The organism is Rheinheimera mangrovi (genome assembly GCF_003990335.1).
Lineage (GTDB): Bacteria > Pseudomonadota > Gammaproteobacteria > Enterobacterales > Alteromonadaceae > Pararheinheimera > Pararheinheimera mangrovi.
Window position 1 is genome coordinate 1,167,047 of record NZ_CP034683.1, and the last position, 22,416, is coordinate 1,189,462.

At 46.2% G+C, this 22,416-nt stretch carries 15 protein-coding genes; 10 read left to right on the forward strand and 5 right to left on the reverse strand.

The annotated features are described in order from the left end of the window. Positions 1-177 precede the first annotated feature (177 nt). The 5 genes from EK374_RS05370 to EK374_RS20860 all read left to right on the forward strand — a co-directional run bounded on the left by EK374_RS05370 (position 178) and on the right by EK374_RS20860 (position 6,073). Positions 178-873 (forward strand): TorF family putative porin, encoded by a 696-nt coding sequence (locus EK374_RS05370; protein WP_127020849.1) that lies wholly within the window; start codon positions 178-180, stop codon positions 871-873. A 9-nt stretch (positions 874-882) separates the two neighbouring features. Continuing rightward, complete coding sequence (locus EK374_RS05375; protein WP_127020851.1) at positions 883-2,997, forward strand: methyl-accepting chemotaxis protein; 2,115 nt, start codon at positions 883-885, stop codon at positions 2,995-2,997. A gap of 18 nt (positions 2,998-3,015) precedes the next feature. Then, complete coding sequence (locus EK374_RS05380) at positions 3,016-3,747, forward strand: substrate-binding periplasmic protein (protein ID WP_127020853.1); 732 nt, start codon at positions 3,016-3,018, stop codon at positions 3,745-3,747. 153 nt (positions 3,748-3,900) lie between these two features. Beyond that, a complete protein-coding gene (locus EK374_RS05385) occupies positions 3,901-5,538 on the forward strand; it encodes a methyl-accepting chemotaxis protein (RefSeq protein WP_127020855.1) in 1,638 nt (545 codons plus the stop codon). Between the two features lie 322 nt (positions 5,539-5,860). Next, entirely contained in the window at positions 5,861-6,073 is a 213-nt protein-coding gene (locus EK374_RS20860; RefSeq protein ID WP_456095384.1) for a DUF6429 family protein, read from the forward strand. Positions 6,074-6,114: 41 nt separating this feature from the next. Here the strand turns inward: EK374_RS20860 and EK374_RS05395 are convergent, their stop codons facing one another. From EK374_RS05395 to EK374_RS05405, 3 genes are all read right to left on the reverse strand, one after another. Further along, entirely contained in the window at positions 6,115-6,411 is a 297-nt protein-coding gene (locus EK374_RS05395) for a hypothetical protein (RefSeq protein ID WP_127020857.1), read from the reverse strand. A gap of 375 nt (positions 6,412-6,786) precedes the next feature. Beyond that, complete coding sequence (locus EK374_RS05400) at positions 6,787-8,724, reverse strand: alpha-amylase family glycosyl hydrolase (protein ID WP_127020859.1); 1,938 nt, start codon at positions 8,722-8,724, stop codon at positions 6,787-6,789. 105 nt (positions 8,725-8,829) lie between these two features. After that, complete coding sequence (locus EK374_RS05405; RefSeq protein ID WP_127020861.1) at positions 8,830-9,096, reverse strand: DUF3081 family protein; 267 nt, start codon at positions 9,094-9,096, stop codon at positions 8,830-8,832. A gap of 83 nt (positions 9,097-9,179) precedes the next feature. On the opposite strand from EK374_RS05405, the gene EK374_RS05410 reads away from it, so the two are divergent. The 5 genes from EK374_RS05410 to EK374_RS05430 all read left to right on the forward strand — a co-directional run bounded on the left by EK374_RS05410 (position 9,180) and on the right by EK374_RS05430 (position 18,564). After that, positions 9,180-9,797, forward strand: a complete 618-nt coding sequence (locus EK374_RS05410; RefSeq protein ID WP_206099290.1) for a hypothetical protein — start codon at positions 9,180-9,182, stop codon at positions 9,795-9,797. 181 nt (positions 9,798-9,978) lie between these two features. Continuing rightward, positions 9,979-11,682: a M28 family metallopeptidase gene (locus EK374_RS05415; protein WP_127020863.1), complete on the forward strand. Its 1,704-nt coding sequence runs from the start codon at positions 9,979-9,981 to the stop codon at positions 11,680-11,682. A 62-nt stretch (positions 11,683-11,744) separates the two neighbouring features. Further along, positions 11,745-13,373 carry a M28 family metallopeptidase gene (locus EK374_RS05420; RefSeq protein ID WP_127020865.1) on the forward strand — a complete coding sequence of 543 codons (1,629 nt, stop codon included), beginning with the start codon at positions 11,745-11,747 and terminating at the stop codon, positions 13,371-13,373. 339 nt (positions 13,374-13,712) lie between these two features. After that, positions 13,713-16,541, forward strand: coding sequence for a TonB-dependent receptor (locus EK374_RS05425; RefSeq protein WP_127020867.1), 2,829 nt, complete (start codon positions 13,713-13,715; stop codon positions 16,539-16,541). Between the two features lie 160 nt (positions 16,542-16,701). After that, a complete protein-coding gene (locus EK374_RS05430; RefSeq protein ID WP_127020869.1) occupies positions 16,702-18,564 on the forward strand; it encodes a putative bifunctional diguanylate cyclase/phosphodiesterase in 1,863 nt (620 codons plus the stop codon). Between the two features lie 29 nt (positions 18,565-18,593). Here EK374_RS05430 and EK374_RS05435 read toward each other — a convergent pair whose 3' ends face one another. Together EK374_RS05435 and EK374_RS05440 are read right to left on the reverse strand one after the other, a co-directional pair. Next, positions 18,594-19,712 carry a cytochrome-c peroxidase gene (locus EK374_RS05435; protein ID WP_127020871.1) on the reverse strand — a complete coding sequence of 373 codons (1,119 nt, stop codon included), beginning with the start codon at positions 19,710-19,712 and terminating at the stop codon, positions 18,594-18,596. Continuing rightward, complete coding sequence (locus tag EK374_RS05440) at positions 19,699-22,413, reverse strand: TonB-dependent receptor plug domain-containing protein (RefSeq protein ID WP_127020873.1); 2,715 nt, start codon at positions 22,411-22,413, stop codon at positions 19,699-19,701. The genes EK374_RS05435 and EK374_RS05440 overlap by 14 nt, the downstream gene beginning before the upstream one ends. Between the last annotated feature and the right edge of the window lie 3 nt (positions 22,414-22,416).

Genomic DNA, 22,416 nt, shown 5'->3' on the forward strand with positions numbered 1-22,416 from the left:
ACCCTATTTCTATTTTGAAATAAAGAGATTTCTGGGTGTTTAGAAGTCTAAAAACTAAATTGGGAATGTTGGTTCTGGTGCGGGCTTTTTTTAACAACAGTGCTATACCTTTAAGGCGATGTCATGGAAAGGAGTCTAAGTAATTGAATTTGTACTTTAATCAGCATTGGAGTATTTATGCGGATCACAAAACAGTTTGTCCTTCCCGGCTTGTTCATGCTGGGGGTAAGCCCGGTTGCTCTGGCCGATTTAAGCTCCACTGTCACTTTATCTTCTAACTATTTATTTAACGGTATTACGCTGACCGAGGATGATCCAGCCTTACAACCAAGCCTCGACTGGGTGTCTGATTCTGGTTGGTATCTGGGTACCTGGGGTTCTAATGTCAGCTTTGTTGAAAATACCGATCGTGAAATCGATTTTTATACGGGTTATTACACGGATTTAGGCAACAACTGGGCGCTGGATCTTGGGGTGGCGCATTACACTTATTATGGCAGCAGTGACAGTAGTGCTTTTGACTATCCTGAGGCTTACATCAAAGTGTCTTATGAAAATACCAAACTAAGTTACTGGTATGCCAAAGATTATTTTGGCGCTGGCGGTGGTCATTACATAGTGATGCTCACGCAGACTGTTCAACTGACGGAAGGACTGACCTTAATACTGTCGGGTGATCGCTCTACATCAACCGACACCAACAAATTTCTGCGCGATAACGACGGCACTTACCATCATTGGCGTGTGGCGCTTATCAGCGAATGGTTAGGGGCGAAATGGACTGCTGCATTTGATGATACCGATCTGGAACTGGATGATTTAGGTGAACCCACCTTCTCGTTGTCTGTGGCAAAAACCTTTAATTGGCTTTAGGTGGTCGTTATGCAGTTAAATTCTTTACGATTTAAACTTACTTTTGGTGTCGCGCTTTTGCTTGCCATCAGTATTAGCAGTATGGCGTTTATTGGCTGGTATTCCATGACCAGCAGTAATGAATCAGCAGTGACCAAACTAACGCAGTCGGTGCGTACATTAGCTGAGCAAATTTTGACAGAAGCAGCGCAGCGCACAGCGCTGGAAACAAGTAACGTGCTTGATCGCAATTTTGATACAGCTAAAAACTTTGCTGCAATCTTGTCTGGTTCAGCCTTAGGCAGCGGTCAGACGCCTTATAGCCGCGATCAGGTCAAAGTTATGGCGGGGCAAATCCTGGGCAGTAATAAAGGAATTTCATCTTTATTTGGCCAGTTTGAACCCAATGGTTACGATGGCGCCGACAGTCAGTTTTCTATTGCCAATGATCACAGTTCTAAAACCGGCACTATGGAAATTTATTGGGTTCGTGAACAAAACCAGCTGAAATTTGTACAAACTCCGGACCCGGCGGTGAAATACAAAGACAGCAAAAACGAATACGGTGTGCGTGAGGCCGAGTGGTATCTCTGTAGTCGTGACACTAAAAAAGCTTGTTTGATGGAGCCTTATTTATGGGAAATTACACCAGGCAATCAGGTTCTTTTAACCTCGCTGGTGTATCCGGTTGTGACGCAGGATCAGTTCAGAGGTGTGTCTGGAGTTGATTTAAACTTGCCTGTACTGCAAACCTTGTTGCAGGCTCAGGCCGATTTATTGTACGGCGGTAAGGCTGAGCTTTATTTGATCAGTAAATATGGTCTGGTGGTCGCCAGTAATAAATTTCCCGATAAACTGGGCCAGTCGATTAAAACTTTGGATGCCGATTTAGCAGCGCATTTGCAGCAGCAACAAGCTGGCGTTAGTTTATACAAAGACGCCATGCTGGTCACCAAACCCATCAAACTCGATAGCACCGAATCGGGTTGGAAAGTTGTAGTGGCAGTGCCTGAAGCCACGGCTTTGGCCATGGCGACTCAATTGGCGAATCAGCTGAATGAAGATTCAGCCCAAACTACACAAAGTATGATTGGTTTAGGCATAGTGTTGTTATTGGCTTTTGTGGTGTTGATGGCCCTGGGCTTAAAAACCGCAACAGCTCCGATTCTACAGATGAGTGTATTGATGAAAGAACTGGCTGGTTCTGAAGGCGATTTAACCCGGCAGTTAAAGCAAAGCCAACATCAGGAACTGAATGATATGGCCGATGGTTTTAACCTGTTTACAGCTAAATTGCGTTCAATGATCAATAACTTAAAAGAATCGTCCAAGTTAATGCAACACCAGTCTGAGCAAATGGTAAAAACCACAGATCAAACCAACAGTTCGGTCAGTATTCAGGCCAGTGAAATTCAGAACGTCGCTTCTGCTATGCATGAAATGTCTGCAACAGCCCATGAGGTGGCCAATCTGGCCAGCAGTACAGCGCAAGGTGCACAGCAATCTCTGGAAGCTTTAACCTCGGCCAATCAGTTGTTCCAAAATACGGTGGAAGCTTTTAAAGCTGTGTCTGTTGAATTTAACCACACCAGTCAGGGCGTGAATGAAGTGGCGCAAAGCAGCCAGAAAATTAACGGCATTATTGATGTGATCCAGGCCATAGCAGAGCAAACCAACTTACTGGCACTAAATGCCGCTATTGAAGCAGCGCGGGCAGGGGAACAAGGCCGTGGTTTTGCGGTGGTTGCCGATGAAGTCCGTTCGTTGGCTGCCCGCACTCACAGCTCTACCGATGAAATTAAAAACCTGATCCATGCTTTGCAGCAACAAGTGGCTGCCGCCGTACAACAAATTCACACCAATACAGCCAAAGTGACCAGTACTTTGCAGGAAGCCGAAAGCTCGTATGAGAAGTTATCTATGGCCACTCAAGGCATTTCCAGTATAGCGGACAACGCTTTTCAGGTGGCTTCAGCGGCGGAAGAGCAAAATCAGGTTAGTGAAGAAATTAACCGTAATATCACAGCCATAGATGACGCTACGAAAGCGTTGCATCAATTGGCTAAACAAAACCTGTTGATCAGCAAAGAAATAGACACTATTACCGGCGCTATGGATGCACAGCTGTCGCAGTTGCGCTGCTAAGTTGAGGCAAATGGTGTTATGAAGTGGTTGTTTTTTGTCCTGGCTCTGCCACCTTCTGTGTGGGCTGCTGTTGCTGAACCTCTGCGGCTGGCCAGTTTAGACTGGCCGCCTTACACAGGTCATCAGCTTGAGCAACAAGGTGAAACCACGGTACTGCTCAGGCAGGTATTTGCTGCAATGCAACAGGACCTGCAAACTGAGTTCTTGCCTTGGTCCAGAGCTATTCGCGCCAGTGAAAAAACGGGCGGTTTATACGCAGGTTATTTCCCTGAATATCAAACCCCAAACCCAAAGTTTATTTTGTCCGATAGCTTAGGCGTCAGTGAACTGGGTTTTGTTGAAGCCACGGCTAAACCACTCGGCCAGCTGAGTGTAGCTGTGTTAGCCAAGTTCCAGCTGGGCGTAGTGCAGGATTATGTCAATTTAACAGTAGTGGATCAGATGATTGGCAGAGGCCAACTGACACCTCAGGTGGCGTTATCTGATCGGCAAAATGTTCTCAAAGTAGCATTAGGGCGTTTGGATCTGGCCGTGATAGACCCTAGGGTTTTAACGTATTTGTTGGAGCATGATGCGGAGGTAAAACGTCTGGCGACAGACAAAGTGCAATTTAATTCCAGTTTAACTGAGTTAAAAACCTTACATCTGGCGCTTAGACGTGAACCTGCTCATCAGCTATTGATAGAGAAATTTAATCAACATTTACAGAAGGTGAAATCTGCGCCTTTTGGCAATCACTGTTATCAGTAATAAATGTTTTATTTGTTACAAAAGTTAGTCAGCTCTTGCGCTAATGCAAACAACTTCTAGACTTGTGCCAACTATGGAATTTAACCGACACATCTGAACTGTGTTGTCTGAAATATAAGCCCATCATTCGCCTGAACGGAATCGGAGTGTTTTATGAAAAAAAATTTTGGTTTAGCTGCCCGCCTGTCTCTCTCTTTTGCGATTCCGTTGTTGCTGATGTTACTGCTGGCCGCTACAGGCTTGCTGGCGATGAACAGTATGAATCAGGGCCTGAAAACCGTGTATCTTGACAGGGTTGTGCCGCTGAAAGGCCTGAAAAATATTGCGGATTTATATGCAGTATCAGTGATTGATGCGGTAAATAAAGCCCATAGCGGTTTATTAACTGCAGAACAGGCGCTGGAGCAAGTGCAAACAGCCCAACAACAAATCGCTGCAGAATGGAAAAGTTATATGGCTACGACGCTGACAGATCAAGAGCAGCAGTTGGCTACCCAGGCTGCAGTGTTATTCAGGAATGCAGATGCAGATATCAGGCAACTGGTTGCTTTTTTGCAGCAACAGCAAGGCGATGTCAGCGGTGAACTGCAAAACTATAATGGCCCTTTGTATCGCAGCATTGACCCGATTAGCGAGAAAATTACCGAACTGGTGAACTTGCAATTAAAGGTGGCTGAAACGGAATTTGTTGCCTCTGAACAGCTCTACACTGAGCAGGTGTGGCAGATGGGATTGTTCACTCTTATTGCTGTACTGGCCGCTATTGCTGCAGCCACCTGGGTGGTACGTCATACCCTGGGGCATTTAGGTGGTGAGCCCGAATATGTCGCCATGATAGTGCGTAAAGTTGCGGCCGGGGAGCTTGATATTCAGATCGAGTTAAAGCGGCAGGATAGCTCAAGTTTATTGCATCATTTACGCACTATGGTTGCGCAGTTATCCGGCATAGTGGGCGAGTTAAAGCTGGCATCCAGCGCCTTGGATCAGGCGGCCGACGAGCTGGCCGTCAGCAGTGAAAAAACCACAGAGCAGCTTGTTCTGCAGCATCAGGAAATAGAAATGGTGTCTACCGCCATGAATGAAATGAGCAGCTCAGTGGCCGATGTTGCCCAAAATGCAGTCAGTGCAGCACAACAAACCAATGAAACTGAAAATAATCTGCAGTTAAGCGACGAAGTGATGGCTAAAACCATCGCCTCTATTGAAGCTTTGTCCACAGACGTCAGCCAGACCACGGCTATAATACAGCAGTTATCAGCTCAAAGCGCTGAAATAGGTCAGGTGGTGGAGGTGATACGGGGTGTGGCTGAACAAACTAATTTACTGGCTCTTAATGCAGCAATAGAAGCGGCGCGGGCAGGCGAACAAGGCCGGGGGTTTGCAGTAGTGGCCGATGAAGTACGAACTTTAGCGAGCAGGACTCAGGATTCGACTCAAATGATCCAAGCTATGATTAGCCGCCTGCATGAAGGAGTGCAAGCCACGGTCAGCGCTATGGCTGGCAGTCAAAAACAAGCAGAACATACAGCTAATTTTGCTGCTGGTGCTTTGGAGTCCTTTAGTAAAATCAAAGGTTTTGTTGGCATTCTTAATCAAATGAACGAACAAATTGCCAGCGCAGCCGAGCAACAAAGCATAGTGGCAGAAGACATTAACCGTAATGTGATGCAAATTAAAGGCGCAACAGAACTCACCGCCAGCTCTGCCGATCAGGTCGCCCGATCCAGCCTTGAACTCAAGCAAATCGCCAGACGTTTATCAGGCCATGTGAATTATTTTCGATTAGTCTGACCTGTACCGGGGATGTACGGATAGCATATTAAAAACAGAAGTATTGAGTGTGCAGCAAAAAGTTTTAACACAGAAAGGAATTCAACCATGAGTAAAACATCAGGCTGGTTGCAGCTGGAGGATAAAGGCAGTGATTTTCTGTTTTATAACGGCTCTCGCGTTGGGCTTACTGCAGGACAGTAGTTAGTGCTGATTGTGCAGTAGCTGGAGGTTTGGCTGCACTTAGCGGCGTTGCTCTTCTACCATTGGCTGCTCATTACTATGGCTATACTAGGGCAGAAGGCAGTTGTTTCCTGACTTGAGTGGGGATCTATTTCTGGTTTTGAATTGCAATCTGTGTCATTTACTATTTCATCTGACCTTGCATGAGCAGCGCCGGGCATGGAAACAACTGGATTGGAATGTAACAAACCGACTCCATGAAAAAGGTTTTATTCTCGACCCGATAAGCAAAACAAAATCTGTCGTGCTTACGGACGAAGGGTTAAAAAAGTCAGAACAGCTGTTTAAAGCACTGTTCAGCAAACAACTTTAAAGCAGCAAACAGAAGTGGCCTTTGCAGGCCACAACCTTGGTTCAAAAAGCGGTAATAGCAGTAGCTTCAACAGTCGGAATATTCGACCTGACGAAATTTTCAATAATGCCGCAAGCAAGAAAAAATGAACGCTGCGTGATGTGGATAGTGCAGCGTTGTCCCGACACAGAAAATGTGCCTGCCACAGTGCCGAATACTGGCACTGGGACTGAGAAAGTGCCGCCACTTGGACCGCCTGAAACACTGCCGCCGTGTTGGTGGATTAATGTTGATATTTTGTTGAATAAATCTTGGGCACTGCCATGGAAGTCAACGCTAAACGGATCGCACGAAGCCATAATTTGGTTCCTCATTTGATAAGCCCGCAGTTTGCATCTGTAAGGCTTACCTGCCGCAGGCGTAAACAGGTGCCTGACTTAGTAAAATCCAAGAGGGAGCTGTCACTGCATTGACCATCCTTGATTTTATTTGTCCGTACCTAAAATAGCATTTACCTAAAAATGATCCAGTGTTTTATCTGAAATGTGTACAAATTTATTGAGAGGGAAGGCGTTGTCCCCATTTATCTTGTAATCAGTGATACTTTAGGTTGCACCCAAAGCTTACTTCTCGCTGGTTTACCTATTTAGTTTTTTGGGGGAACTGCGCAAGTTCACATAAAAAAAGGCGCCAGCGGCGCCTTTCACTCAGAAAATAAAGACCAACTCACGACATCAAAACTTCAGCACTACAGACTCCAGCGGCGCTAAGTCGATTTGCACTGAAGCTTGGTCACCTGTCACTTTTAACGAGGCTTTACGCTCAGATAACAGATCTTTAAGTTCAAAGCCGCTACCGCTTAATTTCCATTGTTGTACTAAATCTGTGGGTAGTTTTAACGCAAAGCTAGTAGCTATGCTGGCAAAGTTACTGGCCACTATCACTTTGGTTTTATCGTTAAAACGAGCGAAAGCATAGGTTTTATCGCTGTAACCTGCTGTGCCTTTGTTCACAGTATGCAGCTCCTGATAAGCGCCTTTAAAGACAGCTTCTGTTGCCGATAAGGTCATTAATTTGGTGTAAAACTCGCGCAGTTGTTTTTGTTCTGGTGTTAGTTTGCCACCATCGTATTTACCGTCGTTTAACCAATTTTGATGAGCAGGGACGCCTGCGTAGTCAAAAATACTAGTGCGGCTTGGGTCACCAAAACCTGAATCTAAAGCACCGGCTTCACCGACTTCCTGGCCAAAATACAACATAGTAGGAGAGCTGCTGATCAAGGCGGACACCACCATAGCGGGTTTGGCTTTGTTGGCGTCACCGGCAAATTCAGGCGCGGCAATGCGCTGCTCGTCGTGGTTTTCTAAAAAGTGCAGCATATGGTGTTCAATATCCGCCATGCCTTTTTGCACGCTGGCAATAGCATCGGTACTGCCTTTGCCTTGCATCACCAGCTTTAAGCTGTCGTACATTTCCACTTTGTCGTACAGGTAATCCATTTTGCCGAGGCGAATATAGTCGCGGTATAAAGCAGGGTTATAGACTTCTGCCAATAAAAAGGCATCAGGGTTTTTGCTTTTAATGCTGGAGTTTAAAAAGCTCCAGAATTCGACCGGCACCATTTCAGCCATATCAAAACGGAAGCCGTCTACGCCTTTATCCAGCCAGTAAAAAGCGATGTCGCGGAATTTCAGCCAGGAGTTGGGTACGTCTTTGCCTTGCCAGAAGGCGGCGTGTTCTTGTACTGATTTATCGGCGTAGTCGGCAGGTAACCTATCAAAATCGTAGCTGCCGTCTGGTTTAACACCGTAGTTTACTTTGACGGTTTCATACCAGTCGTTAAAGTCAGGCTGAGCTAAACGTGAGCCATTGCCTGTCCATTTCGCCGGGTTTTCTGCAAATTTGCCGTCGCTCAATGGATGCGATTCGCCGCCCAAAGGCTGATACCCGTTTTGTGCCACTGGTACCTGAAACGGCTGGCCAACCACGTAATAGAAGTTGTTGTCGCGTTTGTATTCCACGCTGGTGTCATCATTGGCGCCAAAATCTTCAATGCCAGCAGGTTTATCTAAGGACTGATAATGCCGTGCCACATGGTTTGGCACTATATCAATAATGACCTTTAAACCCTCTGCATGAGTGCGGTTGATCAGCGCCTGAAATTCCTGCAGTCGTTTGGCCGGGTCTACTGCTAAATCCGGGTTGACGCTGTAATAGTCTTTGACTGCATAAGGAGAGCCGGCGCGGCCTTTGACTACATCTGGATCGTCCTGGCTTATGCCATAAGCGCTGTAATCTCTAATGACTGCATGATGCAAAATACCGGTGTACCAAACATAACTTGCGCCCAGCTCTTTAATGCCTTTCAGTGCCGCTTCGTTGATATCGTTAAACTTGCCGACACCGTTTTGTTCAATGGTGCCCCAGGGCTGATTGCTGTTGTTGCTATTGCCAAATAAGCGGGTGAACATCTGGTAGACCACCACTTTGCCTGCGGCTTGTTCGGCTTGAGGTTTTACCGGCGCTGGTTGTTCTGCCGCTTTTTTTACGTCAACTGATTGCGTCAGGTTTTGCACTGGCGCTTTACCACAGGATGCCAACAAGGCTAAAGCAAGGGCACTGAGCAGCACTGCTTTTTTCTGCGGCGCTGTGGAGTAAAAGGAAAATTGCATCTTCGTCTGTTTCCATATCGTTTTTCCTTATGCTAACACAGCCACTCTGTCTGGCTTTTTTACTGCATACGTTTTCATAACCAGACCATTTAAAGAGTCTGTTGGCTAGTTAGCTTCTATCCGCTTTAAACGCTGGATAAAGCGATCTATATGCTCTTCGTCTTTAGCATCTATATGATATTTCTGGTGAAAGCCTAATGTGACTGTCACTTCATCGGCCACAAAATACAAGTCGTAGCCGTCAAAGCCACTGGCAATGGTCATGCCGTCCAGCTCAAAGCCTTTACCAAAAGGGGTGTCCACAGTCACCCCTTGTTGCTCTACTTTACTAAATACTTTCATCAGTAATTTTGTGTCTATTAAATTTTGCATAAGTATTCCTGAGTAGCCGCGCTGTTTTGCGTTATGGCGATTAATAAAGGTATAGTGCGGTTACGAAAAAAAGGAGTCCACGGATGCAAATAACTAAAAAAACATTACTTATCAACGCCCTTTCCTTAACCGCTACTATTACCGTCAGTCTTGCTTCATGGTCTGTTTCTGCTGCACCAAGCCCGGCACAACTGCAATTTTTTGACCAGTTAAAGGCCCTTTGTGGTAAAGCTTTTGCTGGCAAAACTACTGTGGATAACCAACCCAGCCCGGCCTTTAGTGGCGATATGGTGATGCATGTGCGCGATTGCAGCGACACTCAAATTCAGGTGCCTTTTGTCGTTGGTGAAAACCGCTCCCGCACCTGGATTATTACCAAAACTGATTCAGGCCTGCAGTTGCAGCACCAACATAAGCATGAAGATGGCACAGATGATGAGTCTACTCTGTACGGTGGCCATACAGCTACACCAGGCTGGACTGAAGCTCAGAGTTTTCCTGCGGATGATTATTCTAAAAACCTCTTTATCAAAACCAAAACACCACAGTCCGTCGGCAATACCTGGCATATGTATTTATACCCGAATGAAAGTTTCAGCTACCGTTTAACCCGCGAAGGCCGTGAATTTCGGGTGGATTTTGACTTAAGCAAAGCTGTCGCTTTACCAAAAGCCAACTGGGGTGCTGGTATACCCAAGTAACTTCAAGAAGCTGAAACTCGCATCTTGAGGTCACTTGGGTATTAATTACGCAATTAACAGCAAAATCACCGCTAATGGGGCAAAAGCTGCGATAACAGCTCTGGTCAGGTGCAGCGCGCTTGGTTAGTATCAGAGAGTCAGTTTATATCAATATACAAAACAATAATAAATCGGGAGTGTTATGAGACCACAATTTTGGTTTTCAGCCACAACGCTGACCGTGATGGCCGCTTTAACCTTAACAGCTTGTTCTAAACCAGCTGAACAGGAACAAACAGCCAGCAACGCAGCCGTTGAACCCGCCAAAGCAGCTACAGCTTTGGCTGGGACTGAGTTTAACTCAGCTTATAAAGACTACTTAAAAACTCTGGCTTCTGATGAATTTCAGGGCCGTATGCCTGCAACTCCAGGCGAAGAAAAAACCATTAACTATATCTCCGAGCAATTTAAACGTATTGGGCTCAAAGGTATTGATGGGGATAGCTACTTACAGCCTGTGTCTTTAGTTCGTATTGACCCTAAAGAAGTGTCTGGCCTTAAACTGGCGGGCGATAAGCTTAATGCTGAACTGAAATACAAAGAACAAATGATGGCCTGGACCACGCAAGTCACTGAACAGGTTGAAGTCAAAGACAGCGAGTTAGTTTTTGTCGGTTACGGCATAGTAGCGCCAGAATACGACTGGAACGACTACGAAGGTCTGGACGTCAAAGGCAAAACAGTGGTGATGTTTGTCAACGATCCGGGTTTTGCCACTAAGGATCCAAATCTCTTTACCGGTAATGCCATGACTTATTATGGTCGCTGGACATACAAATACGAAGAAGCTGCTCGTCAGGGCGCGGCCATGGCTTTGATCATTCACGAAACTGAACCCGCTTCTTACGGCTGGCAGGTGATAGCTGGTGGTTCGCCTACTAAGTTTGATCTGATTAATCCAAATAAAAATATGGACAGATCCAAAGTGGAAGGCTGGCTGACTACTGAGTCGGCGCAGCAATTGTTTGCCTCTATGGGCACTGACATTGAAACCATGCGCCAAAAAGCACTGAGCAAAGACTTTGCACCAGTGCCTATGGGCGTAACAGCTTCGGTTTCAGTGAAAAACAATATCAGTGAACTGACGTCAAACAATGTGATGGGTTACATCGAAGGCTCAGAAAAACCAGACGAAGTGGTGCTGTATATGGGCCACTGGGATCACCTGGGCGTGGATTTCTCTAATCCAAAAGACAAAGTCTTTAACGGTGCACAAGACAACGCCAGCGGCACTGCCGCTGTGATTGCTTTAGCCGAACATTTCGCCAAACAACCTAAGCCAAAACGCTCAGTGGCGTTCCTGGCGGTAACGGCTGAGGAACGTGGTTTATTAGGTTCAGCCTGGTATGCAGCTCATCCGGTATTTCCGCTGAATAAAACTGTCGCTGGTATCAATATGGATGTGATGAACGTCTATGGCCCGATGAAAGATATGGTGGTAGTGGGCCATAACAACTCAGAGCTGGAAAACCTGCTGACTAAATACACTGAACAGCAAGGCCGTTATGTAGCGCCTGAGCCAAGCCCTGAGCATGGTTCTTTCTACCGCTCAGACCACTTCAATCTGGCCAAAGTTGGCGTGCCTATGTTGTACGCTAAAGGTGGCATCGACAGTTTTGAACATGGCAAAGAGTGGGGCGCAGCCCAGAAGAAAGAATACAACGTGTGCTGTTACCATAAAGCCGCTGACGAATTTAACGACAGCTGGGATTTACGGGGTGTGCAGCAGGACATGAATGTGTTCTATCAGGTAGGTAACGAACTTGCCAACTCAGATCAGTGGCCAAACTGGTTTGAAGGTCGCGAGTTCCGCGCCATTCGGGATGCCTCATTGGCTTCTAAGTAAAAGTGAGTCAAAGATCATAAGGCAGAGCATCGACTCTGCCTTATTTTTTTAAAAGGAAATCTATGAATAAGTTAGTAACCACTCTGGCTTTGAGTCTGGTTTTTACCGCCAGTGCCGCTGAGCCGGCATTAGTACAAACCGACTTTAATGCTAATTTTGCCCGCTATTTTGAAAAAGTAGCGTCGGATGAAATGCAGGGCCGTGCTCCGGCTACTGAAGGTGAAAAGCGCACTGTCGCTTACCTTGAAACTGAATTTAAACGTTTAGGTTTAACGGCATACAAAGAAGGCAGTTACCGTCAGGCTGTGCCAGTGGTACAAATTGATCCTGTGGCGGTTTCCAGCATGACCTTAACTGGCGATAAAACCGCTGCTAATCTGGTGTACAAAACTGACATGATGGCCTGGTCAACCCGCATGCAGCCAGAAATTAAGGTCGAAAACAGCGAGATGGTATTTGCCGGTTACGGCATAGTGGCGCCTGAATACAACTGGAACGATTACAAAGATTTAGATGTAAAAGGCAAAACAGTGGTGGTGCTGGTAAACGATCCGGGTTTTGCCACTCAGGACGAAAAACTTTTTACCGGTAATGCCATGACCTACTACGGTCGCTGGACTTACAAATATGAAGAAGCAGCCCGTCAGGGCGCAGCCATGCTGTTGATAGTGCACGAAACTGAAGCCGCCAGTTATGGCTGGAATGTGGTCTCTGGCACCAGCCCAATTCGGTTTGAACTGGCCAATGCCAATAAAAACATGCACAAAGCTCAGGTGGAAGGCTGGTTATCTCTGGACGCTGCCGAGCGTTTATTTGCCGCCAATGGCAGTAGCTTAAAAGAGATGAAAGCCAAAGCATTAAAGCCTGATTTTAAGGCGATACCACTGAATGCCAAAGCCAGTATCAGCATCAAAAACAACCTGCGCGAAATCGACTCCAATAACGTGATTGGTTTTATCCCTGGCAGTAAAAAGCCGGATGAAGCTGTAATTTATATGGCGCATTGGGACCATTTTGGTCTGGATTTCAGCCGCAGTGATGACAAAATTTTTAACGGTGCTCAGGATAATGCCGGTGGTATTGCCGGTTTATTAGCGCTGGCTGAGAAATTTAAACAAGGCCCTGCACCAGAGCGTTCCATCGCTTTTGTGGCCGTTACCGCAGAAGAACGAGGTTTGTTAGGTTCACGCTGGTATGCTGAACATCCCCTGTTTCCGGTCCATAAAACCGTAGCCGGTATCAATATGGACATTATGAATGTCTACGGCCCAATGCGTGATGTGATGGTATTTGGTTATGGCAGCTCAGAGCTGGAGCCTATTCTGGCTAAATATGCCAAAGCGCAAAACCGCTACATAGCACCAGAACCTACACCACAGGATGGTTTTTATTACCGCTCAGACCACTTTAATCTGGCGAAAAAAGGCGTACCTATGCTGTATGCCCGTGGTGGTATCGACAGTGTCGCCCATGGTAAAGACTGGGGCCTGCAGCAACGCAAAAACTACGTCACGGACTACTACCACAAGGTGAACGACGAGTTTGATCCGAACTGGGATTTACGAGGTTCACAGCAGGATTTATTCCTGTTTTATCAGGTAGGTTTAGAGGTGGCGAACAGCCAAAGCTGGCCTAACTGGTTGCCCGGTAAAGAGTTTAAAGCGATACGGGATAAATCGCTGCAGCCTTAAATTTTCCCAAAGCAAGCCAGCCTTAGAGCTGGCTTTTTTCTGCAATTTTGTTGTGTTACTCGGTCCAGTCCTAAAAATATAGCACTAAAGTTGGCCGCTTCTCACTAGAGGAATATTGGCCTCTTTTTCCTGATTTTCTCCGATTTTTTTCTCATTTTGCCGAACATTTCTTTTGCTTTGCCGGAAATTGAAGCTCGTATTTATTTCTTTGTCTGTTAGTTGACAGAGTAATAATCATACAATAGCATGATTTGAGAAATGATAAAAAAATGCCTCGAAGGTCTGCTGTGTTTTGACCGGGAAGGTGTAATAAAACCACGACAAGGGGAGAAGAAGCTCATGTTTAAGCGATCCGTCTTAAGCAGTGCGGTGTCTATGGCTTTAGTTCTGTTAAGCCAGCCAGTTACTGCAGCGCAAGAAGATAACAAAGCAACAAGTGTAGAAATTATTGAAGTCAAAGGCATCAGAGGCAGTTTGAATAAAGCGCTTGATGTAAAACGTCACAACGAACAAATTGTCGATGCCATAGTGGCGGAAGACATAGGTAAATTCCCGGACAACAATGTCGTCGAGTCGCTGCAACGAGTCACTGGTGTTCAGGTGACTAACCGCGGTTCAGGCGAAGTATCAGCTGTATCTATCCGTGGTTTAAGCGACATTACTACGACTGTGAATGGCCGTAATATATTTACTGCCGCAGGTACAGCAGTTGCATTACAAGACATTCCTGCCAGTTTGTTAAAACAAGTTGATGTCTACAAAACCCGTTCTGCCAGCCAGATTGAAAGTGGTATTGCAGGCTCCATCGATGTAAAAACGCACAGACCTTTTGATTTTGACGGCGCTAAGTTTATTGCCACAGCCCGTGGTATTTACACCGAGCAAAATGAAGAAACTAACCCGACTTTAAGTGCGCTTGCCAGCAATAACTGGGAGTTGGATGCAGGTCGCTTTGGTGCTTTAGTCAACCTGTCATTTTCCCGCATGAAATACCGCGATCAAAGCGTCACAGCCGGTGCTATGGTGCCTTTTATGACAGCTAATCCTACAGCGCCTTTTACGCCATACGAGCGTATTTTCCTTGATAAACCTGGTGTGGCTGAAAATCCAATCTGGCAACCTGGCTTGCTGAATGGTTTGCCATCTGCCAGTGGTTCCACTTTAAATGTGAATGGTGTTGCTACGCCTTATATCCTGGGTCGAGATGCTATTTTCCAGAGCGACTACAACGGTAAACGTGAGCGTCCTGCGGCCAATATCTCTTTGCAGTTTGCGCCAAATGATAAATCGGAATATGTGTTTGAGTCATTTTATAACGGTTTCCGGAACGAAGGTTTTAACAGTCTGCTGTTCTCTTTTGCTGACTGGTGGGGCAGTTATGGCGGCATGACGCCAGCTCAGGCTGCAGCCTCTGCCAACGTGGTTTTGCATCCTGGTACTAATATTGTCAAATCCCGCTCAGTGAATGACCCTTGGGTCTTTACCAGTGGTGATTTATCTACAGGTAAAACTGACAGTTATCTGCATGCTATTGGCGGCAAGTGGGAATTGTCTGATGAAATGACGCTGAAGTCTGAACTGGTGTATCAGGATAGTGAATACAGCAGCGACTTTTTTGCCATGCGTTTTGTACGTCCCGGCAATAACTACAAACTGAATGTCGATTTTAACGAAAACGGCGGTATACCTGGCTTCAACTTTGAAGACAATCCGGCAACCGCCGCTGTGGATGAATCCAGTATGGCCGATCCGTCAGCCTATCTGACTGATAGCATGTATGACAATGCCAACAGCGATGTGGGTGACGCAGTAACTTTTACTTCAGATTTAACTTACGCTCTGGATGGTTTCTTTACCACAGTGGAAACTGGTGTGCGCTATGACAAGCGTGGTGCGACCACCTCTTTTAGTCGCCAGGACCGTTGTTGTGGTGGCGCTGTGAATGTCGGCACTGTTGACGGATTAGCTGCAATCAACAGTGGTTTTATGGATGGTGAAGCTAACGTACCTACCTCATGGGCTGTGGCGAATGGTCACTATATTCGTGATAATGCTGATCAATTCCGCACAATGTATGGCATGAACAAGCTGAATTTACAGCGTTCTTTTGATATTGACGCCACTACGTTATCTTTGTATTTGCAGAGCAAATTTGAAACTGAAGTGGCCGGCCGTGTGTTAAACGGTGAAATTGGTGCCCGTTATACTGGCATAGACACAGATTCAATGTTTTGGCAGGAAAGCGCGCCAGGTGCTGTTCAGCCGTCGACTGCAGGCGAGAGTAAAACCCGTAAAATTTTGCCAAGCTTGTCTGCCCGTTATCAGTTAACTGACGATGTCCAGGCACGTGTGGCTTATACTGAAACACTGCGTTATCCGGGCTTTGGTGATTTAAATCCTTTGATCATCTACAACGAAGACGTAACAGGTATTGGTTATGGTACAGCGGGTGGCGGTAACCCTGACTTAAAACCAACTGAATCACAAAACTATGATTTTTCACTGGAATGGTATTTTGCTGATGCCAGCTCGTTATACGGCACAGTGTTTAGACGTGATATTGATGGTTTTGTGGTGGGCTTCCGCCGTTCAGTAACAGCACCAAAATCTGCAACTGATCCAACGCCTTACAAATTCGTATTAACACAGCCATACAACGCTTCTAATGGCGAGTTGTCAGGTGCTGAAATTGGTTTAGTCTGGTTCCCTGACTATTTACCACAAGCATTGGATGGTTTTGGTGTGCAGGCCAGTTATACCCGCTTGTCGTCGCAACAAACTACACCTGATACCAATAGTGAAGGCGAAATCACCGGCTACAGAGACACCGATCTGTTTGGCGTGTCTGATTCGTCTTACAGCATAGTGCTGGCCTATGACAAAAACGATCTGAATATGAGATTGTCTTATGCATGGCGTAAAGGGTTCCTGGCTAACTATGAAGCGGCTCTGTTTGCTAACCCGCTGGAAATGCGTCGTAAAGACGAAGCCAGCATGGACTTCCAATTAAGCTACAAGCTGACAGAACAGTTTGAGCTGACGCTGGACGGCACCAACCTGACCAACGAGCTGTATCAGAGCTACTATGGCAATGATGCAACCACAGGTAACTTTGGTACCGCCTTATACAGCCGTACTTTCGCCCTGGGCGTGCGTTACAGCATGTAATACAACAGTGAGTTGTTACAGATCAAAAACACCGGACTTGTTCCGGTGTTTTATTTTTATCAGATTCTCGCTTTCGCGGTAAACTTAAGGTTTAATAAAATCTGATTGTTCTAATGAACCGATCTTAATAAAACTTTATACCTCAGGTAATTGGAGTTGCATGAAGCAGTGGACCTTATTTGATTTTTCCGTTAGCACGGATATCAGTGCTTTTACAACTGCCCAGCTGAATCGACTGAAGCAAATAGTCTGGATTTGTTTAACAGGAACTCTGGCTGGCATTTTAGTCTCAGGACCAAAATCGTCAGCTATCTTGTTCACCGTAGCTTTGGGGCTGGCTTGTATTGCGGTATTGTTGCAGCAACGCAAAGTCCATTTTGCTATTGGCAGCTTATTGTGGCTGCTCACCCTGATGATCTGTAGTCTGGTTAGTATTAATTTAGGCGTGTTTGATTTGATGCTGCTGGGTTATCCGCTGGTGCTGGCTTACGCGGCTATGTACAGCGGCAGACGATTTTACCTGCTGCTGTTTAGTTTTATTTTGCTGTTTTGTTCCGCTTTGTCCTTAGCTACGTTGTATGGTTTTATTAGTTTCAACACTCCTGAAGTCAGTGTTAACTCTTTTATTTCTTTAAATATTCTTTTAATTGTCAGCGGCTTAAGTATGCGGCTTATTGCCAGAGACACCAAAGATGTGCTGCGCCAGCTAAAAGAAGAAAATGAGCGGGTGCTGCGTTCGCAACTGGAAATCCAGCGTCTGGCTCAGCATGATCCGTTAACCGGCTTAGTCAACAGAGCGCAATGTGAGCAATCATTCCACCGCGCCTTAGCGACTAAACCTGATGGGCCATTGGCTTTGTTGTTTATCGATTTAGATAACTTTAAACCTATTAACGACGCTTTAGGCCATCAGGCCGGTGATGAAGTTCTGAAACAACTGGCGCAGCTGATGCAACAGCAATGCTCAGATTCTGACGTATTGAGCCGTTTTGGTGGTGATGAATTTGTGCTGATCCTGACGCAATGGCAAAACCCGGCCGAGCTGGAACTTCAGATCCGGCAATTGCTGCAGCTGTGTCAGCAGGAGTTTTATGTACAAGAGCAAAAAGTGCAGTTATCTGCCTCTATTGGTGTCACTTTAGCTCCTGCAGACGGTACAGATTTTCATCAGCTTTGCAAAAAAGCAGATACGGCTATGTATCAGGCTAAAAAGATGGGCCGTAACAGATTCTGTTGGTATCACTCTGATATGGAACAACAACAGCTGAACAAGTTTAACCTGATGATGCGTTTGCGGGTGGCTGTTAAACAGCAACTTTTTACTGTTGCCTATCAGCCAACCTATGATTTAAAAGACAATAGCATTCGTGGAGCTGAGGCTTTATTGCGCTGGACTGATGCAGAGTTAGGGCCAGTTCCACCTGATGTGTTTATTCCTCTTGCTGAGGAAACGGGCTTAATTCAGGAACTAGGACTTTATGTTTTACAACAGGCTTGTGCTCAGGCTGTGCTTTGGCAAAAGTCTGGGTTTGCATTAAGCATTGCCGTTAATATCTCCGCAATGCAATTCAAGCAAGGCGATTTGCCTGCTGTGGTCATGCAGGTACTACAAGACACAGGTTTGGCCGCTCAGGTGCTGGAGCTTGAGCTGACAGAATCTGTGTTGATTGATGACAGGACCTTAGTCAAGCAACAAATCGATGAGTTATCTGCTTTGGGTGTACGTTTTGCTATCGATGATTTTGGCACTGGTTATTCCAATCTGGGGTATTTAAGCCAGTTTAGTCTGAGCAGTTTAAAAATAGACCGCTCCTTTGTGGCCCGTATCCGGCAAAATGACAAAGACCTGGCCTTAGTGAACGGCATTATTCAACTGGCCAGCAGCTTAGGTTTACACACAGTGGCTGAAGGGGTGGAAGATAATCAAAGCCTGCTATTGCTGCAGCAGGCTGGTTGTAGTTGTGCTCAGGGTTACTTCTGGTCAAAAGCTGTGTCGCCGGATGAGTTCTCAACTTTGCTTTGAGAACAGCGGTTGAGATCAACCGCTGTCAGTTAGAGGATTTTTAAAAACTCAGTTAAAGCTTGTTGTTCTGCTTTGGTTAACTGTAGTTTTTGCAATAAAGGTGAGTGCTCTGGAAAGGGCGCAGCACCGGGCTGCAGGCCTTTTTTCGGCATTCTGGCTTTAAGGCCTGCATTATTATAAAACGCCACAATACCTTCAAACTGGGTAAATAAACCATTGTGCATCCAAGGGCCGGTGTGAAACACAGCGCGCAAAGCTGGGGTGCGGAATTTACCTGAATCACTGGCGACTTTGGTTTCCAGATAACGTCCTAAATCCTCAAAAGGTCTGCCGTAAAAATGCAGGCCTGTGACATGGAATTTATTATCAGACAGCAATGGCCCCTGATGGCAGTTTAAACAACGGGCTTTGGTGCGGAATAAATGTAAACCCAGCAACTGTTGATCGTTTAATACTGCGGTGCTTTTACTGTGCTTATGTGGGTCCTTACTGTAAGCCGCTTCAAGGAACTCGTCGTAGGCTGTGCGTGGGGCTTTGATCTGCAGTTCAAAATAAGCCAAAGCATCAGCTAACTGCTCAGCATCGATCAGAGGGCTGTCATACACTTGCGAAAATAATGTCCGGTAGTGCTTCGACGCGTTTAGCTTTCTGACGGCATCTTCGATAGGAAGATCCATTTCTATAGGGTTACTGATGGGCTGCAAAGCCTGAGCTTTTAAGGTTGCTGTGCGGCCATCCCAAAAGTAACTATGCCAGAGTTCAAGATTAAACAAAGCCGGGGTATTGCGATTACCGGTTTTGCCCTGAACTCCTACAGCTGTGGTTTTTGCATCAGAAAACTGTAGTTTTGCATCGTGACAACTGGCGCAGCTGATGCTGTTATCGGCCGACAACATCACATCAGAAAACAGCTGCTCACCCAGCTGATATTTTAATTGCTCAGTCTGACTTTGTGGTTTTGCTGTGGCAGGCAAAGGCGCTAGCTCTGCCCTGGTAACCTCTGAGTCCAGTTGAGCTTGTGGCCACTGAGCTACAGGCTGATTGTATAAAGCCCGCAGCTTGATCGTGTCGGTGCTGGCAATGGATAACACTGGGTAAAGCAGTGCAGCTATAAATAACGTGTGAGCTGAGTTTTTAATAATAGTCATATGAAATTCCAATCCAGAACTGGCGTCCTATTTCTACACCGTTGGCCCCAGGCAGTATTTGATGCGTGCGACTGTCAAACAAATTGGTGATATCGGCACTTAGTGCCAAATTGCCAGTAGCAGATTGATAAAGTTGATAGTTAACAGCCAAATTCACCAGCGTAGTGCCGTCCAGTCGCTTTGTGCTGTACACAGGAACCAATACTGAGCCGGAGCTGCATTCAGGGCATAACCAATTGGTGTTGCCTGTGGTGTCGTAAGTCCCTGTGCCTACTGCTGCAGTGTAACTGGCTTTATAGGTTGCGGTCAGGCTACTGTTAAGCTTGTTTGTCCAATCGGATGACCAGCCAAAATTCAGCACCAGTGGTCGGGCAAAATTGGTATTAATTCTGTTTAATGCATCCAGACTGGTCAGCTGGCCATCCAGAATCACCAGTTCATCTGCTGCTGTATTGTTGATATTTTCATCGAACTCATTTGTGCTGCTAAAAGTTTTACTGAAACTGGTATTCAACCAGAAGCTATGATCGTGCCACTGCTTGCTCCAGGCCAGCGATAGCCTATTACTGTAACCACTGCCGCTATTGCTTTGATACTTATAGAAATAGCCGTCACTTTCCCGCACTGGATCTGAGGCCGCGGCTAGCTGATCTTTTTTCCAGCGTTTTAGGGCTTTGATGCTAAAGGTACCAAAGTGTTCGGTATTTTGCTTAAAGCCTAAGGTGGCTTCATCGTCATAAGGTGTTTTTACATTATCGTACCTTACACGAGTATTGCTGTCGGCCGACGAGCGCAGCCATCCTTGCAGTGCACCGTTACGGATAGGCCTGTACTGCACATAATAAGGCAGTTGTGCCTCTTTAATTTTGTAGCTTAGAAGACCTGCGTCGTAGTAGCGGTTCAGACCAAAAGTCAGCAAAGAATCCGCATCGCCAAATAAGCGATAACCAGCACTCAGACGGGGCGCCAGATTTTGATTTTTGAAAAAATTGTCTGTGCTGTAGCGCAAACCCAGATGCCAATCCCAATCGCCGGACTCGATTTGGTCGGTCAGGTACAGCGCATTTTTCAGCACTTTTTCATTAATGAGTTCAGAAGGATACACTAGTCTGGATTCAAAGTACTGAGGTGTGCTACTGACGTTTTCGCTGTACAGCAGCATATCCTCAACCAGGCTTAAATCTAAGGGCCGCCCTAGTTCCTGCTCCAGCTCGGCCAGTGGCCGGACAAATTCAAGTTCAACGCAGTCGTACAAGTAACCGTTGCAGTTCAATGGTGTTTGAGTGCTGGTATATTGTCGGGCAGCTGTGTAGTTATAACTGTCATAAAAACGCTGACGTTTTATTTGCTCAGACTCAATATCTATCCCAAGCAACAAGCGATGGTTCAGCCCTAGATAGCTCAAATCATTGAACTGCAGGCTGCTTTCCAGGCGGGCATTGTTTTGGGTTTTATCCAGATCGCCAAGGCCTCCTTGTTTAGATACAGGCGTGACAGAGGAATTCTGTACTTGATCCAGCTTGCCCCAGTCTTTGCCTTTGGCTTGCAGCCAGACGTAATAGTGATCGGCGGCATCTCTGCTGTTTTCGCTACCGCTATAGCTCAGTTTGCCAGACCACTGGCCTAATCTAAGGTCTTTAGCCAGGTGCAGTGCTGTGCTGAAACCTCCACCTTCGACCACAAACTCGCTGTCTTTGACGTTCGTTTGTATGTTGTGATTTTTGTAAGGGGCGTAGGTGGCGGTTAAATCGACGCGGTCCAGCCACAAATCCCGCTGCGAGTACTTCAGCAGCAGGTTGGTGTTTTCCCTTTGTGTCGCTACCATCTCACCTAAAGACAACTCACTGACCGTACTTTCCAGATAATTCAGATTGATAAGCAGCGCATGCTGACTGTTAAATTGATGGCTTGCTGATACACCGTAGCTATTTTTTTCAAACACAGGCGCATCGCCGGTGCTGGCTGGGCTGACATTATCATTATTACCTGTGATCAGTTTGTAATTGCCCCAATCACTTTGAGTGCCGCGATAACTGATGCCAAAGCGATTTTGATCAAAAGCTGAGCGCGACTTCACATCGACCACACCACCAGAGAAATCACCAAAGTTAGCTGGAATATTACTGTCATAGACATCTATAGATTCTACTAACTGACTGTTCAGGGTAAAAGCCTGGGCCGAGCCTCTTACATCATTGGCTTCATACAAAGCACCTGAACTTCCGCTTGGATCTAGTCTGCTGTTGTAATTGACACCGTCGAGGAAAAAGCCGGTTTGCCAGGGTTGGCCACCGGAAATGGATAGCTCTTTTGCCTGAATTTCTGCGGCCTGATTTAAGGCATAGGCCGATTCTGACAGCTGTACACCAGGCATCAGGGCAATAAGCTCGTTAATATCACCTGTGGATTTTGGACTGCGCTGAATAAAATTGCGGTCCAAATGATAACGCCCGACTATTTCAGGCTGTTCCGGGCCGGTATACCGTCCTTTGACTTCAATTTTTTCCATCACTTTAGTTTGCTGCAGGCACTGATGAACTGCAGCTGCTACTTTGCTTTGTTTCTGGCAAAGCACAATATCGGCTTCTTTTAGCTTGTAGTGGCGCATCAGTTGCTGTGTATCTGCAGTGCTGCTTTGTGCATAGCCGTAACAAGAGGCGAATAAAGGCAGCAGCGCCAGTGGGCTATAACGATAGTTCATACA